The sequence below is a fragment of the Streptomyces sp. NPDC059718 genome (genome assembly GCF_042733315.1).
Classification (GTDB): Bacteria; Actinomycetota; Actinomycetes; order Streptomycetales; family Streptomycetaceae; genus Actinacidiphila.
The window spans coordinates 127,422-144,191 of sequence record NZ_JBHWGA010000009.1 but is presented as its reverse complement, the minus strand read 5'-3'; the positions used below and the strand labels follow the sequence as shown (position 1 = coordinate 144,191).

Genomic DNA, 16,770 nt, shown 5'->3' with positions numbered 1-16,770 from the left:
CATCCTGCGACGTCAGGATACAACATCCGACCCCGCCCCGCCTCTAAGCCACACCGAGGCTGGGCGGGGTTGGATGAAAGAGCCGGCCGGTGACATCCGAATGGTCAGCGAACTCTCGGTTCGAATTCCCCACCAAGGAAGTCGTCAATGAACGTCGCATAGTCCAAGACCTGCTGCCTCGTGGCCGTTGGATTCGCCGCATAGAATCCATTCCACAGAATCCGTATGCGACTCAGATGGAGATCGCTGTTGACGCTGCTTGGAATTCCACGCAGATTTTCAGGAGCGTTCAGCTCATCAATCGTGAAGAGTCCGGGATATTTCTTGAGCGCCTGTCGCTCCACGGCATGATGAACCCAGTACCCATCACTCTCCTTCACGCTCGGATTTGCGTTGAAGAAGTTATCTCGATAGTTCGTGCTGACAGGAGCGCCGCTGCCGACGGCGGCGGGCGCCCTGGTCGGGACATCCGGACTGATGGGATCACCGCACGCGTTGTGCACGAGCACGGGAATCGAGCCCACCAGCACGTAGTACGTGTGCAGTTCGCGGACCGTGAGGTTGTACCGGTCGGCCGCACCCGGGGTGGCCCGGACCTTGGCGATCAGGACGTGGTGGCCGTCCGCCGTGGTGAGGGCGTGGCCGGCCCTGAGTTTGGCCGCGGGGACCCACGTGTGGGTGGTGGCGTCCCAGAAAGGGTGCTCGAAGGTCGTGTGGAGCGTCGCAGTATGGCGGCGGCCGGTGCGGACCGTGACGTCGATCAGGTCCTTGTCGTGGTGGACGAGGGTCGCGACGACCTCGCGGGGGCCGGCGTGCTTGCCGGTCCGGGCGTTGGCGGCCTCGACCTTGTCACCGGTCCTGATCTTGCCGATCGCCTTGGACTTGCCGCCTGCCATGAGGACGGGCGTGTCCGGCGCAAAGCTGCACTGCGTGGGTGTCTCGGTACCCGAGTTGCCGGTGCTCGGCTTGTCGGATGTGGCGGCCGCCTTCTGTGCGCCCGCAGCCTCGTCCTGGGAGCTGGACTTCTTGGGCTTGGCCGCGTTGGTGCCGGCCGAATCGCTCGCGGATTCCTTGCCGGCGCTCGAGGCGGCCGCGGCGTCGCCGGATCCGCCGGAACTGCCGGTGGCGTCGTGAGGGGCCGGTTCCGCCGCGGCCTTGGGGGCGGCGTCGGTGCCGCCTCCGGCGGGTGGTGACTCGCCTTCCTCGGCGTGGAAGCCTCCCCCTCCGGCGCAGCCCATGGCCGCGCAGTCGCCGCCGAACATTCCGCCGATCATCCCGGCGCCCTCGCCCATCCCGATGATGCAGGCGGGGGCGGCCACCACGGTTCCGGCGCAGGCAGACGCAACCACCGCCACGGCGACGACCACGACCACCACGGTGACGACGACCTCGACCACGGGCAGGGACTTCTTGAAGTAGTGCCCGGCGCAGCCCCAGAAGCCGTGGCAGCCCCCGTGGTGCTGCTTCTTCTTGCCGCTCGACGTGCTGCTGTCCGACTTGCTGATGTCGGCCATGCACTTGGAGTCGCAGCCGCCGCCACCGCCGTCCGCCGCCGCCAGCATCAGGCCGCTCGGGTCCGCGCTGCTCGCCGGGTTGTCGCCGGCGTAGGTGTAGCCGCCCATCTGGTTGGGGTCGCCCGGTTCGAAGACGGGGTCCGGGGTCAGGAAGCGGCCGAGGAGGGGGTCGTAGTTGCGGGCGCCCAGGAGGTTGAGCCCGGTCGTGGCGTCGGCGGGTTGGCCGAGGAAACCGTGGTTCTCGTCCGGTGCCACCCAGGAGCCGGGCTTGGTGCCCCGAGGGTTGCCCCAGGGGTCGTAGGACCGTCGGGTGACCGCCAGGGTGGAGGCGTCGATCGCGGTGACGGCCGTGCCCTGGCCGTTGGCCACCTCGTAGCTGACCGTGCCGCTGCTGGAGCGGGTGACGGTGGTGCCGTCCGGGCCCGTGACGTTCCGCAGTCCGGTCCAGGTCTTGGCCGTGACGTTGAGCGTGATCTGCTCGGCGCCGCCGAAGAGGTAGAGGACGCGGGTCTTGTCGGCGCCGTCGACGGCGGAGGTCTGCTCCAGCAGGTCGCCCTGGGCGTCGTACAGGTACTTGCTCGTGTTGGAGTGGGTGCCGGACGTCGTGGTGACGGTGGCCGTGCGGCCTTCCGCGTCGTAGGTGAAGGTCTGGCTCTGGCCGGCCGGTATGGCGCCACCCGCGGCGCCGGTCCAGGTCTGGCCGCTGCCGCCGCAGGCGGCGATGGTCAGCTGGGTGCCGTTGGTGGCGGAGGCCCCCGGGTCGGTCAGGCAGACCGCGCTGTTGGCGTTGCTGACCAGGGTTCCGGTGGTGGTGACCTTCCACTTCTGGGTGGCGTCGGTCTTGCAGGTGTCGATCACCACGAGGGTGCCCGCTGTGGTCGCGTTGCCGACGGTGTCCAGGCACATGCCGAGGACCTTCACCGTGCCGTCCGTGCCGATCGTCCACTTCTGGCTCGTGGATCCGCTGCAGGTGGAGATCTGCACCTTGGTGCCGGCCGTGGTCGACCCGCCCGCGTCCTCGATGCACCGCTTGCCGCCGCCGGAGATGGTGAAGCCGGTGGACAGCGGGCCGGTGGATGTGACCTTCCGGCTGATGGTGTCGCCGGCGTTCACGTTGCCGTAGGCCGGGTCGGCGTACGTGGAGGTGGTGGTCGCGGTGCCGGTGCCCGGGTTGGTGGTGGTCGCGGCGCCCGCCTGGTCGGGCAGGGTGGCGGCGACGGTGCCGTCGGTGCCCGGGTAGGTGATGGCCTGGGTGGTGTCGTTGAGGGCGTTGCCGGTGGTGTCGTGGTTGGCCATCCCGACGCGGTCGCCGAGTTGGTCGTAGGTGTAGGTCTGCCAGTAGGGCGCCGGGCCGCCGACGGTCGTGGTCCGGATCGGCGACGCGGTCGTGGTCTGCACCGCGGCGGAGGTGCAGCCGCCGACGGCGCCGACGGGGGCGGTGGCGGGCGTGGTGATGCCCGCGGTGTCCGTCCACGCGGCGGTCAGCCGCTGGAAGGAGTCGTAGGTGAAGCACTGGGTGTCGTGGGTGGTGCCGTTCTGCAGGTCGTCGATCGCGGTGAGTTCGCCGGCCTGGTTGTACCGCAGGTTGACGACGTCCAGGGCGGTCGTGGACGTCTGCAGCATGCTGCTGGTCTGGGTGACCCGCCCGGTGGTGCCGTCGTACTGGGCGAAGGTCGCCAGTTCCTTGCCGACCGGGCCGTAGTTGGCCTGCAGCGGCCGCCCGAAGGCGTCGTGGACCGTGGCGTCGAGATAGGCGGGCGTGTTGGCGCTGTTGATGAACCCGCCGATGCCGTCGAGGTTGCCCTGCTGGGTGTAGCCGTAGTCGATGTCCTCGGCGGGCAGATGGCCGTCCGCCTGGTAGTGGATGGTGGACAGCAGCCCCACGTTGGGCGTGTAGGCGGAGGTGGAGGTGTAGGTGACCGTGCCGCTGGTCGGAGCGGTGCTCTGGCCCGCGGCCGCGAACCCGTCGGAGGCCGGGACCGTCAGCGTGGTGCCCTGGGGCTGGTAAGCGGTGTTGTAACCCGTGACCGCCTGGGTGTAGGCGCTGCCGGAGGCGCCGCCCACGTAGCGCGTGGCGGAGGTCTCGTAACCCTTCTCCAAGGTGTCGTAGATCCGGGAGGCGAGCAGTTTCGACTGGTCCGGAGTGGCGGACCAGGCGGCGGCGTACTCGGCGGTGGGACGGTTGTCCCAGTCGTAGGTGTAGGAGAGCACCTGGCCGCGCGGGTCGGTGGTCTGCAGCAGGTTGCCCGCCACGTCGTACTTGTCGAACGTGGTGGTGCCGGTGTTCGGATCGGTCTGTGACTTCTTCTGGCCGAGCAGGTTGTAGGTGTACGACCAGGAGTTGCCGGCGTTGTCCTTGATCGAGTCGATCTGGCCCGCAGGGGTGTAGGTGTAGCGCGTGGTGGCGTCGGCGGACGCGACGGCGTTCGCGGTGCCCTGCTTCCACAGCACGGTGGAGCCGTTGGAGGCGACGACCGCGGCGGTGGAGTCGTTGCGCACCTGGAACGTGGCGCCGGTCACGGCCGTCAGGCCCGTGGTCCACAGCTGGGCGGCCGCGGTGCTGTAGACGACCAGGTTGCCGTCCGTGCCGAACCTCGCCCAGGCACCGGTGTTACCGCCGGTGCCGGACGACCAGATCGTCTTGCCCGTCGCGAGGGCGGAGAGCACCAGGTTGCCGTCGGCCTGCATCGCCAGGCGCACGCTGTCCGAGGTCAGTGACGTCCCCGAGGGGATCACCGAGCCTCCCGTCAGGGTGACGGTGCTGCCGGAGTTCTTCACCACGGTCCTGACCGTCTGGCCGACGGCGTTGGTGAAGGACGCGGTGGAACGCCCGCCGGCCGGCGCCGTGGTGTCGACCTCGTCCGCGCCGGGATAGGCGGTGGAACTGTGCCACTGCTCGACGGCCTGGTGCCACAGGGTCTCCCTGAGCGGGCGGCCCTGACCGTCGTAGGTCGTGGTGGTCTCGGCGGGGATCTGGTTCTCGTTGGCCGCGTACAGCGTGGTGGAGGGGAAGTTGTCCGGCTCGGAGTACGCCGAGTACGACGCGGTCTGCCAGCCGTGCGAGTCGTAGAAGGTGTCCGAGATGACCCGGCCGGAGTTGGAGTCGCCCATGGCGGTGGACTGGGTCTGCCGCGGCTGCAGCATTCCGTCGTAGATCGTGATCGAGGTGGCGTAGGTGCCGTCCTCGCGCAGCGTCCTGGAGGTGACCGTGGACGGCGCACCCGGCTGGGTGATCGTGCCGCCGGGTGCCGGCACGGCGCCCGGGTTGATCGAGTACGCGAAGGTCCGGTCCGCGCTCTGCCCGGCCGCCTTGTCCCGGCCGGGCAGCCACACCGCGGTGCGCCGGCCGAGCGCGTCGTAGGTCATGTCCGTCTTGCGGCCGTTGGCGTCGGTGTTCTGCAGGGGCAGGCCGCGGAGCGCGTCGAGGGTGGACTTGACCTCCCAGCCCTGGCTGTTGACGGAGACCTTGGCCGTGGCGTCGGTGTTGCCGCCGGAACCGCTCCACGCCGGGGTGAAGTCGGTGTGGGTCTTCTGCCCCGTGGCGTCGTAGGCGTCGGTGATCCGGCCGCCTCCGTCGTACTTCATGGCGGAGGACGTCTGCCAGTTCTCCGTGGTGCCGGTGAAGCCCGTGGCCGTTTGGGTGCCGGTGACCTGGCCGGCCGCGGTGACCTGGCCGAAGGTGCCGAGTCCGGCGGGCGTCCCGTCGCCCGCGTAGTAGATCTTCTTGTCCGTCAGCAGCGTGGTCGCGCCGGGTATGGTGGCGCATCCTCCGAGCACCGAAGTGACCCGGTCCGCGTAGGACAGCATCATCGTGTTCGACGCGGGCGGGCTCGCGTAGGTGGTGGTGGCGCACTTCTCCTGAGCCGGGTCCGTCCCGTCACCGTGGCCGTTGACGGTCGAGACGCGGCCCTGGCCGTCGTACCCGGTGTCGGTCGTGGTGTGACGCCAGGTGCCGTTGGCGAGGAGTTCGTACTCGCGGGAGCTGCTGGCCTTGATCCGGTGCGCGGTGAGCGGGGGAAGGGTGGAGGCCGTCGGCTTGGTCCCGCCGGGGTCGTCCTCCTGGGTCCAGGCCGTCCACGGCGTCCGGTCGGCCGATGCGGTGGTGGTGAAGGTGAACGGGCCGTTGACGCTGACGGAGCCGACCGTGCCACCTGCCTCCGTGTACGAGTCGTCCTGCAACGTGGTGCCGGCCAGTTGGTCGTCGTCGGGCACGCTCAGCACCGTGCTGCCGCCGACCTTGGCGTCCACGGTGACGGAGCGGCGGGTGCCGTCGGCCTTGTAGTCGCCGTTCATGCCCTGCAGATACGTCGTGGTCTGCTGGGTGACGGGCTCGGGAGCCTGGCCGGTCTGCACGGTGACGGTACGGAAGCCGCGGAACTGGTCCCAGGTGCGGTACTGGTCGTCCGTCAGGTCGGAGTCGTCGCGATGCCAGGCGGACCCTGCGTAGCTGTAGCGGGAGACCTGGGTCTCCGAACCGGCCGGGTTGTTCCGTGCGTCCGGCTTGTACTGGCCGGCGATCGTCAGGTCGGAGACGGCCACGCTGTTGACCGTGACCTTGTTGAACCAGTCCGGGATCGGCTTGGAGGCCCCGGGGACCGTCCAGTAGACGGGGTAACAGGAATTGGTGTTGCTGTCCGCCTGGGACATCGACAGCGTCCTGCCGGCGCACGGCTCGGCGTTGTACTCGACGGCTATGGACTCGCCGGTCTCCGTCTGGATGGAGGAGATGCGGGGCCGGTACAGCGGCGGAGCGGACGGGGAGTCGTCGTCGACCCGGTTGTCGATCTCGGTTCCGGTGAACGACACCTGGTTCAGCGCGATGTCGCTGTTGCCGTTGCCGTAGGTGTCCTTGCCCGTGTGACGGACCGACTGCAGCCACATGACGGCCTGCAGCATTCCGGTGTCCTTGGGATCCACCGTGGTGCCGGTGACCGGGTCGACGGTGCCGCCCGCATCGGAGTAGACCTGGCCGAGCTGGTACGTGTCGACCGCGGTGAGCTGGTCGGACGCCTTCACGTGGACCTTGGTGGTGATGGAGTCCAGTCGCGTGGTGGTCCAGAAGCTGGGCCCCGCGGTGATGCACACGTCGTCGGGGACGTCGGTCGCCCCGTCGGGGAGTTTGGTGGAGTCCGTCGAGTCGCAGTGCAGGTCCCAGGGCACGTCCGGCCAGTGGGTCGCCGTGTTGTCCTTGAGGTTCGAGGCCGAGCAGTCGGTGAAGGTGGAAGTGGTCTGGCACCGCTGCGCCAGGCCGAAGTCGACCTGGGCCGCGGCGGTCCGGCCCGCCTGCTCGTCGGACAGGGTGTAGCCGTACGAGATCAGCGTCAGCGCGCCGCCGCGGGTGTAGGCGGTCAGGGTGCCGGTGTCGCCGTCGGCGGCCTGGCCGCCGCCGAGGTCGTAGTAGTTGCTCTCCGTGGTGTAGTCGTAACGTTGCACGAATCCGGTCGGCGAGACCACGAAGTCGAGGTTCCAGCGCCAGCCCTCGGGCTTGTCGCACGTGGAGGCCTTGCCCTTGGCGCTGTCGTGGCAGGGATCCGAGGAGCGCGGATGCAGCACGGGCACGCCCCAGGCGGAGTGCGTGGAGGGGTCGCCGGGGTTCGAGGGCATGGTGGCGCCGGTGCCCGGGCCGCTCGGCGAGTGGTCCGCGCCGAAGTAGGCCGCGGTGCCGTCGGCGGTCAGGACCCGGTAGTAGACGCCGTCCTGGAGGCCGTTCGCGGCGCCGGACAGTTCCTGGACGAGGGTGCCGTCGTCGCCCTGCAGCCTCCACTGCTTGAGCTCACCGGGCACGCTCGGGTCCGTCCCGTCGGGCACGAGCACACCGGAGTGGGCGCCGAAGGACAGCGTGGCGTTGTCCCCGCCCCAGCACTCGTCCCCCGATCCCTTGAGGATCTTGTCGCCGTCGGAGTCGAGGAGCGAACCGCAGGCGCGGTAGCCGCGCTCCACGTATCCGACCTGGTAACTCCAGCCGTCACCGACCCAGGACGCCTGGGAGTTGCGGGCGGAGGTCTCGCCGTCGACGGACTGCGAGTCGTAGCTGAGGCCGACCGACGGCGCGTTGCCGCCGATCGCGGCGGGCACGGAGATCGGGTAGGCGTAGGTGAACGAGCCGGTGGCCGAGGCCTGCCAGGTGCCGGCTCCCGACAGTGTGGTGGCCGCGTAGTCGCCCTGGGAACCGGAGTTGCCCGAGGTGACGGCGAGCGCCGTGGTGCCGGTGTCCGCGGCCATCGGCGCGGTGTGCGCCGACATGGTCCTCGGCCCGTCCGCGTCGCCGTCCGTGTCCCCGTCCGTCTCGTCTTCCGGTTCGGCGGCGGGCGCGGAACCCAGGGTGACGGTGGCCGTCAGCTGCTCGGCGCCGGCGCGGTTGGTGAACCGCAGGGGGGTGCGCTTCCGGCAGGCGGGGAGCGAGGGCGTGGTGAGCGCGCAGGCGGGCAGCTGCACCAACTGCAGCCGTGAACCGAAGCCTCCGCCGTAGGCCCTGGCTATTCCCGCGTAGTCGACGACCACGCGCACCCGGCTGCGTGCGGCGGTCGCACGGGACGGGGTGATGCCCAGCAGCATGCCGTTGGCCCCGGCCCGGAGGGTCTGCGTGTGCGAGGCGGTGCGCACGCGGACTTCGCCGGTACCGTCCCCCGCGTCCGCGGACGCCACCCAGACGGGGAGTTCGCCCGCCTTGACGGGCTTCGCCGCGGAGTGGGAGTCGAGCACGACCGTGGCGGTACCGGGCTTCGGCCACACCGGCGGCTGCGCGCGGTAGGTCCCGAGCGCCTTGTACCCACGGGGCTGACCGGCCACCTTCGCGTGCAGCCCGTGCCCTCCCACAGCCGGGACGTCCGCGACGGCCTTCGGGTTCCACACCGAACCCTCGAAGTGGAACCCACCGTGCCGGCCGAACGCGTCATCGGTGTGGAGGGGAAAGAATCCGGGAGTGCCCAGACCGGTGGCGATCGTCACGGGAAGAAGCAGCGCGAAAAGGGCAACCGGAATTGTCCAGAGACCCAGCTTGCCGAGGAATGTCCGGTGCCACACACCAGCAAACCAGCGCCGTCTGCCGCTCACGGGCAACCCCCCAGGAAAACGGTCCTGAGGGACCGTCATGTCTTTGGATCACACGTGCGAGTGATCGACCGGAGGGTATGGGGGGCCATGATCGCGTCTCAATGCCCTTTGCGATCTCGTTGAACAGACCGTGCATCAACTTTGAAGTTCATGTGTATTTTCTGTACGCAAATGATCACTGCCGCGCGGCAACCGGGCTTCCCCCGGCATTGCATGCACTGCCCGACAAAGCCGACCAGGCACGGAACGAGCACAGAGCGCCGTCCGTCATGTCCGCGACCCGAAGGAAGTCCCGTTACGTGTTGAGCCCATCGATCCACATACGTCACAGACGCGTTGCCCGTCGCCGTCTCACGATGTTCGCCACCGCACTCACCCTCCTGGCCGCCCTTCCCGCGTTGCCCGCGGCCGCTGCCGCTGCCGCTTCCCCCACCCCGGCCGACCCTCTGCTCGCCGCGCGGGGACAGGCCGTGTCCACCGGAAAGCCCGTCATGGTGGACGCGCTCACCACGGAGACCTCCACCACCGAGGCGCTGCCGGACGGCACCTTCGTCAACACGACCAGCCCTCTGCCGACCCGGGTGCGCAAGGACGGCTCCTGGACCCCGGTGGACGCCACCCTGATCGCCGACGGCGACGGCGGGTACGCACCCAAGGCCACCCCGAACGCGGTGACGCTCTCCGGCGGCGGCAACGGCCCGCTGGTCACCCTCACCCACGCCGACGGCCCCGGCATGACCCTGACCCTGCCCTTCACCCTGCCCGCGCCGAGGGTCAGCGGCGACACCGCGCTCTACCGATCCGTGCTGCCCGGCGTCGATCTGTCGGTGTCCGTGACCGACCAGGGCGGCTTCAGCGACATCCTGATCGTCCACAACGCGGCCGCCGCGGCCGATCCGCAACTCAGGAAGCTCACCCTGGCCGCCGACACCCGCGGCCTCACCCTGGCCACCACCGACGCGGGCGACGTGCGGGCCACCGCCGCCGACGGCGACCTGGTGTACACCAGCCCGCAGCCGCTGATGTGGGACTCCGGGACCACCCCGGTGATGCTGCAGGAACTCGGCAGTACGCCGGACCCGGCCGCGGGCCTGACGTCCTCCGTCGAGGGGCCCGGCGCGGGCGCCACCACCGAGCCGGTCGCCGTGGCCGTCGGCGGCGACACCCTCACGCTGACCCCGGACGCCGGCGTGCTCACCGGCCCCGGCACCACGTATCCGGTGTTCATCGACCCCTACACCAATCCGGTCTCCTCCACCGCGGGCCACTACACCGAGGTCTACTCCAGTTCGACCTGCGAGAACTCCCCGCAGTACGACAAGGCGCAGACCAACGGCCAGGGCGTCGGGTACCAGCGCTGGGGCGGTGCCTGCGGTGTCGGCCTGGAGCGCTCGTACTGGGCGATCAACACCGGTGGACTCCATCCTGCGTTCGTCGTCGACAGCGCCTCCGTGAAGATCTCCACCACCTATGCCGCGAGTTGGTCCTGCAGCCAGAACCAGCCGGTCACGCTGCACACGACGAACTCGATCAGCTCCGGCACCGACTGGCTGTCCAGGCCCGGCGCCCACGACACCGCGTTCCCACCGGTGACCGACACCGTGCCCAGCGGCGCCAATTCCAGCAGTTCGTGCAGCAACAGCACCGCGACCTTCAACGTCACCGCCGCGGTCCAGAAGATCGCCGACCAGGACGGCGACGGCTACGACGCGGACGGCACCTTCGGCGCCGCCTCCAACACCTGGACGATCGGCCTGTACGGGAACGAGTCGCAGACTTCGGGCAACGACGACTACCTGCGGATGTCGACCACGCTGACCCTCACCACCAAGTTCGACATACCGCCGGACGTGCCCGACAACCTGCACATGACCCCGGCCGCCACCGGCGCCTCGGCACCCTGCACGACCAGCGGTGTGGGCTGGATCGGCGCCACCACGTACTCCGACGCCGGCAGCAACATCACGCTGCACTCCACCGTCGCCACCCAGATGTCCGGCGAGCACGTCAAGGCGCACTACTACGTCTGGGACCGCACCATCGACCCTGACGGGGACGGGAACGGCGCCGCCGTCTCCACTCCGGACAGCTCCTTCCTCGCCTCCGGAGCGGATGCTCCGATGGGCATCGGCGCCACCCTCAAGGACGGTCACCAGTACGGCTGGGACGTCTACGCCGAGGACGACTCGAGCCAAGGACTCACGTCCGCCAAGTCGGAGCACTGCTGGTTCACCACCGACTTCACCGCCCCGCAGAGCCCGGACGTGACCACCAACCCGTCCTTCCCTCCGGTGGGATCCGGGCCCGTGGACGCCGACAAGGTCGTGTACGCCGGTGTCGGGAAGACCACCGACTTCACCGTGGCCGCCGCGGACAACGCCGCCGCGGACACCACCTGCGACCCGGGTCCCTGCAGGTCCAGCGGAATGGACCACTTCCTGTGGCAGCTGGACTCGGCGCCCACCGCGGCCGACGGCACCAGCGCCGGCATCACCGGCACGGACGCGCAGGGACGGTCCACCGGCAAGGTGACGGTGCCGATCACGGACTGGGGCGTGCACACCCTGTACGTGGCGGCCGTCGACAAGGCGGGCAACATCTCCACCAACGTCTCGGGCTACACCTACACCGTCCCCTGGAACCCGGCGACCAAGATCAAGCCGGGTGACATCTCCGGGGACGGCGTGCCCGACCTGCTCGCCACCACCAAGACCGGCGACCTCAACATGATCCCGGGCAACCTCGACCCCGCCCAGAACACCGGCGCCGTCCAGATCGGGCCCGTCACCGGCACGCCGCCACCGGTCACCGGCCCGGTCACCGTGGCCACCGCCGCCGATTCACCCGACCACACCGGTTGGAACAACTACCTCATCGCCCACCGCGGCAACCTCCACGGCTCGGATGTCGACGACCTCTTCGCCTACAACAAGGTGAGCAAGCAGCTCTACGTCGTCAAGAACGACCTCGACCCGGTCGACGACGCCTCGTTCCCGAGGATTCCCTACTCCACGTTCGGCGGCTTCATCGGCGAGAGGTTCGACGTCGTCACCAAGGACGCATGCGCGCCGTCCGACGTCGTCGCGGACGACACGCGCTGCCGCGGCACCGACTACAACAGCCAGGGCTGGAACGTCAGCCAACTCATCACCCCGGGCAACGTCTTCGGCAACAGCTACGACTATTCCGCCGTCATCACCGTCGAGAACAAGGAGCTGTGGATCTACCAGTCCGACGGCGGTTACCACCTGAAGAACCCGCTCCTGCTGGGCGACGGCGACTGGACCGGGCAGACCCTGATCGCCGCGGGGACCTTCAAGGGCAGTCCCGTCCTGTGGTCCCGTGACAACACCACCGGAGCCCTGTACAGCTACCCGCTCTCCGTGGACGGCGACACCCTGGTACCTGCCCTGCTCCATCCCACGGTCCACACCGCTCTCGGGCTCACCCTCGCCCCGGCGGCCTTCCCGGTCGTGGCTTCCCCGGGAGACGTCAACAGCCCGGTCGCGACCGGCACGAACGGCGGAGGACCGGACGGGATTCCCGACCTCTACACCGTCGACACGTCGGGCCAGCTCATCGAGTACAACTACCGCCAGAGCCCCGTCCTGACCTCACCGCCCACCTACTCCTTCGCCTCCCCGGTCCCGCTGGGTTCCGTGACCGACACCGCGAGCCACTGGTGGAAGCTCGCGGAAGGTACCGGCAGCACGACGGCCGACAGCACCGGCACCCTGGGTACCACTCTGACCGGTGCGTACAACTGGACCACCGACGCCGCCCGCGGCAAGGTGCTCAACCTCAGCGGTACCACGGGTTACGGTGCCGCGTCCGGACCTGCCGTGGACACGTCGAAGAGCTTCACCGTCTCCGCCTGGGTCAAGCTCAATTCGGCCTCCGCCAACAGCACGTTCGTCTCACAGAGCGGCACCGTCAACAACGGTTTCCAGCTCTACTACTCCTCCGGCGCCCAAGCCTGGGCCTTCGGACGATGGAGCACCGACACCACCAGCGGAGTCTGGCGAGCCGCCTACGGCAGCAAGCCGGTCACCGGACAGTGGACCTACCTGGTCGGCGTCTACGACGCCCCCGCCAAGGAAGTCCGTCTGTACGTCAACGGCCGGCTCTCGGCGACCAGGGACTGGACCTACACCCCCTGGAACGCCACCGGCCCGCTGCAGATCGGCCGCAAACTCGCCGCCGGCACCTACGCCGAGTACGCCAACGCGGCGCTCAGCGGCATCCGCGTCTACCCCACGGCGCTGCCTCCCGCTGACGCCGCCGGCACCGGTGACAGCCCCAAGGTCGTCCAGCTCGACTGAGAGCCTCGGCCGCACCGCCTCCAGGACCCGTTCCGGCCCCACCGCCGGGACGGGTCCTCCCGCAACCGCGTCAGTTGTTGGGGCGCAGGGTCCACACGATGGTCATCTCGCCCGTGACGGCGCCGTCCTCGCGCGCGAGGGCGACGGTGACGGGGAACTCGGGGCGCTCGCCCTTGTCGAGGTCGGCGATGACGTCGGCGGCGGGGCGGCCGAGCCGGGCGGTGGCGGTGACCGGGCCCATGGCGAGCTTCTTGTAGCCGATCTCGGCGCGGACGGCGAGGGGGACGGCGCGGGAGAGCTGGTCGGCGAAGGCGGCCAGGACGACGGCGCCGCTGGCGGTCTCGGCGAGGGTGAACATCGCGCCAGCGTGGGGGCCGCCGACGTGGTTGTGGTAGGCGGGCTGGTCGGGGAGGCGGACCACGGCGCGCTCGGCGGTGGTCTCCAGGAACTCGATGCTGAGGGTGGCGGCCATCGGCACGGTGGCCGCCATGAGCTCGCCTATCTGGGGCTGGTTCTCGGACATGGCCGGATGTTACCAGCAGGTAATCAGCGCTTCCGTGGAACCGCGGCCGCTCAACCCCTAGTGTTCCCAGCCATGTGGCCAGGACAGCAGCAGCCGGGGGAACCGCAGTATCCGCAGCAGCCCCCGCAGAATCCGCCCCAGTGGGGGCAGCAGCAGCCCGACCCGTACCAGCCGCAGCAGCACCCGGCCTACCAGCAGCCTCCGCAGATGTGGGGGCCGCCGCCGGGGCCGGGTGGGCCGAAGCCGCCCGGGGGGCGGCGGGGCGCGGTGGTCGCGGTGTCGGTGGTGGCCGCGGTCGCGGTGGTCGCCGCCGGTGTCCTGGTCGCCGTGAAGCTCACCGGCGACGACAAGGGCCCGCAGGCCGGCCCGTCCGGCAGCGGCTCGCCGGTCGCCTCGGAAAGCGCCCCGGACGCCCCCGCCCCCACGCCCTCCGCGTCCGGGAGCGAGGAGGGTGAGCAGGGCCCCGGCCCGGACGACGCCCGCGGCAACCCCGGTGAGGACACGATCAGGCCCGTGGTGCCCGGCTGGCAGACCGTCGTGCGCAGTGACATGGGCGTCGCCTACGACGTCCCCGCGGGCTGGACGGTCAAGCCGCAGGGCCTGCTCATCGGCTACGAGTGGGACGACAACCGCGTCGTCACCGGGGGCGCTGCCGTCCTCGACGAGAAGTGGTGCGGCACCGACGAGCGCGGCCTGGCGGGCGTGAAGGGCGGCAAGGGCGCCAAGAGCCTGAAGTCCGAGGCCGCCAACGAGGCCTACAACTGGGCGTACGGCAAGTACAACAAGGAGGGCCGCACCAAACTCACCGAGGCCGCCCCCCGCGCCTACACCAACGCCCAGGGCGTGCCCGGCTGGATCGCCTCCACGCGCGCGACCGGGATGAAGGGCTCGTGCGCGGCCGACGGCGCCTCGTACAGCTTCACCTTCCTCGGCAAGGACAAGGAGGTCCGCTCCTGGCTGCTGGTCGTGGACAGCGGCTACGCGGGCGCGGTCGACGCCGGGACGGTGGCCAAGGTCCGTGACAGCGTCCGACTGGTCGGCTGAGGCCGGGGCCGGGGCTGAGGCCGTAGCCCGATCCGGCCGGCTCGGGCCGGGCCCCGGGCGGGGCCCGGCCGTCGCCCGGAAATGGGTTTGCCAAAGAACGGCCCAGCGACGATAGTCCCCGGGTGAAACGCCACGTCTCCCACCGGCCGCGCTTCCCGGACTGGGCCGGCCGCAACTTCCGGCTCCTCGCCGCCTCCGCCTTCGTGACCGGGCTCGGCGCCTCGGGCGCCGTCGTCGCGTCGGCGTTCGCGGTCCTGCAGGCGGGCGGCGGCGGTACGGAGATCGGGCTGGTCGCCGCAGCGCGGACGGTGCCCCTGGTCGTCTTCCTGCTCATCGGCGGCGCCGTCGCGGACCGGCTGCCGCGGCACCGGGTCATGGTCGCCGCCAACTGCCTGAACACGGTCTCGCAGGGCCTGTTCGCGGTCCTGGTGCTGACCGGCCGGGCCGAGATCTGGCACATGGCCGTGCTGTCCGCGCTGGGCGGCACCGGGCAGGCCTTCTTCGCCCCCGCCAACGAGGGGATGCTGCTCTCGACCGTCGACTCCGCCCACGCGAGCCGCGCCTTCGCGGTGTTCCGGCTCGGCGTCAACGGGGCGAACGTCGGCGGCGCCGCGCTCGCCGGGGCGCTGGTCGCCCTCGCCGGACCGGGCTGGGTCCTCGCGGTGGACGCGACGTGCTTCGCGGTCGCGGCGGGGCTGCGCGCGCTGCTGCGGGTGTCCCCGGCGACGCTGCGCGACCGCGCGGAGCGTCGCGGCGGCGGTCTGCGCGGCGGTCTGCTGGGCGATCTGCGCGACGGCTGGCGGGAGTTCGTCTCACGGCGCTGGCTGTGGGGCATCGTGGTGCAGTTCTCGGTCGTCAACGCCGTGATCACGGCTGCCGACGCGGTGTACGGGCCGCTCGTCGCCCGGGAGCACCTCGGCGGTGCCGGGCCGTGGGGTGCGGCCCTGGCCGCGTTCGGCGTCGGGAACCTGCTGGGCGGGCTGCTGATGCTCCGCTGGCGGCCGCGCCGCATCCTGCTCGCCGGAGTGCTCTGCGTCTTCCCGTTCTCGCTGCCCGCCGCCGCGCTGGCCCTGGCGCTCCCGGTGCCGCTGCTGGCCTGCGCGATGCTCGTCGCCGGCCTGTCGATCGAGGTGTTCGGCGTGGCCTGGATGATGGCGCTGCACCAGGAGATCCCCGAGGACAAGCTCTCCCGCGTCGCGGCCTACGACTGGTTCGGCTCGGTCTCCATGATGCCGATCGGCACGGCCCTGGCGGGCCCGGCCGCGGACGCCTTCGGCCTGAACGGGGCGCTGTGGGGCTGCGCGGGGCTGACGGTGCTGCTCACGGGCGCGGTGCTCACCCTCCCCGAGGTGCGGCGGCTGCGGCGCGTGGAAGACCCCGCGGGCGGGCGGGCGGTCGCACGGGGCGGTCAGCCGACGCCGAAGGAACCGTCGGGCGGGATCGGCGAGGGCACCGCGTCCTTGTCGTAGACCGGCCGCGCCCCCCGTCCGAACACCTCCAGCGCGTCGCCGTCCACCACACGGGCGGGGAAGACGTCGGACGCGGTGCGCCGCGCGATCCGGTCCACCGGCAGCGGGGCGCGGCTCGCGGCCAGCACGGCGTTGCCGAAGCGGCGGCCCCGCAGCACCCCGGGCTCGGCGATCAGGCACACCTGGCCGAACAGCTCGCGCAGGCCCGCGATCTGCGGCCGCAGGAAGTCGAAGGGCGCCGAGTCGGCGAGGTTCGCCAGGTACACCCCGCCGGGACGCAGCACCCGGGCCGCCTCGGTGACGAACTCGTACGAGGTCAGGTGCGCCGGCACCCGCGAACCGCCGAAGACGTCCGCCACGACGACGTCCGCCGACGCGTCCGGGGCGGCCTCGAGCCAGGCACGGGCGTCGTCCGTCGTGATCGCCACGCCGTCGCCGCCTCGCCCGAGCGGGAGGCGGACCGCGACCAGCGCGGCGAGCGCCCGGTCGGCCTCCACGACCCGCTGCCGCGAACCGGGCCGCGTCGCGGCGGTGTAGCGGGGCAGCGTCAGGGCGCCGCCGCCCAGGTGGACGACGTCCAGCGGCGCGCCCTCGGGCGCGGCCTCGTCCAGCACGTGGGCGAGGCGCCGCGCGTACTCGAACTCCAGGTAGGTGGGGTCGTCCAGGTCCACGTACGACTGAGGGGCCCCGTCGACCGTGAGCAGCCAGCCCGCGGGCCGGTCCACGTCCGGCAGCAGCCTGGCCGCGCCGAAGTCCACGTCCTGGGTCACGGGTATGCGTCCGTCGTCCTCCACTCCGCAATTGTCCCAGCACACCGGGGGGCCCGGGGGCGGAACCCCCGGACC

General features: G+C 70.8%; 6 protein-coding genes. 3 read left to right on the top strand and 3 right to left on the bottom strand.

The features are described from left to right. Nucleotides 1–104: 104 nt before the first annotated feature. Entirely contained in the window at nt 105–8,462 is an 8,358-nt protein-coding gene (locus tag ACFV3E_RS13165) for a ricin-type beta-trefoil lectin domain protein (protein WP_500534775.1), read from the bottom strand. Nucleotides 8,463–8,923: 461 nt separating this feature from the next. Between ACFV3E_RS13165 and ACFV3E_RS13160 the strand changes: the two genes are divergently transcribed. Further along, nucleotides 8,924–12,889 carry a LamG domain-containing protein gene (locus tag ACFV3E_RS13160; RefSeq protein ID WP_500534774.1) on the top strand — a complete coding sequence of 1,322 codons (3,966 nt, stop codon included), beginning with the start codon at nt 8,924–8,926 and terminating at the stop codon, nt 12,887–12,889. Nucleotides 12,890–12,959: 70 nt separating this feature from the next. On the opposite strand, the gene ACFV3E_RS13155 is transcribed toward ACFV3E_RS13160, so the two are convergent. Then, complete coding sequence (locus ACFV3E_RS13155; protein ID WP_500534773.1) at nt 12,960–13,412, bottom strand: DUF4442 domain-containing protein; 453 nt, start codon at nt 13,410–13,412, stop codon at nt 12,960–12,962. 72 nt (nt 13,413–13,484) lie between these two features. On the opposite strand from ACFV3E_RS13155, the gene ACFV3E_RS13150 reads away from it, so the two are divergent. Then, a complete protein-coding gene (locus ACFV3E_RS13150) occupies nt 13,485–14,456 on the top strand; it encodes a DUF8017 domain-containing protein (RefSeq protein ID WP_500534772.1) in 972 nt (323 codons plus the stop codon). Nucleotides 14,457–14,578: 122 nt separating this feature from the next. Continuing rightward, a complete protein-coding gene (locus tag ACFV3E_RS13145) occupies nt 14,579–15,925 on the top strand; it encodes an MFS transporter (RefSeq protein ID WP_500534771.1) in 1,347 nt (448 codons plus the stop codon). Here ACFV3E_RS13145 and ACFV3E_RS13140 read toward each other — a convergent pair. Then, nucleotides 15,865–16,719 (bottom strand): spermidine synthase, encoded by an 855-nt coding sequence (locus ACFV3E_RS13140; RefSeq protein WP_500534770.1) that lies wholly within the window; start codon nt 16,717–16,719, stop codon nt 15,865–15,867. The genes ACFV3E_RS13145 and ACFV3E_RS13140 overlap by 61 nt on opposite strands. Nucleotides 16,720–16,770: the final 51 nt, after the last annotated feature.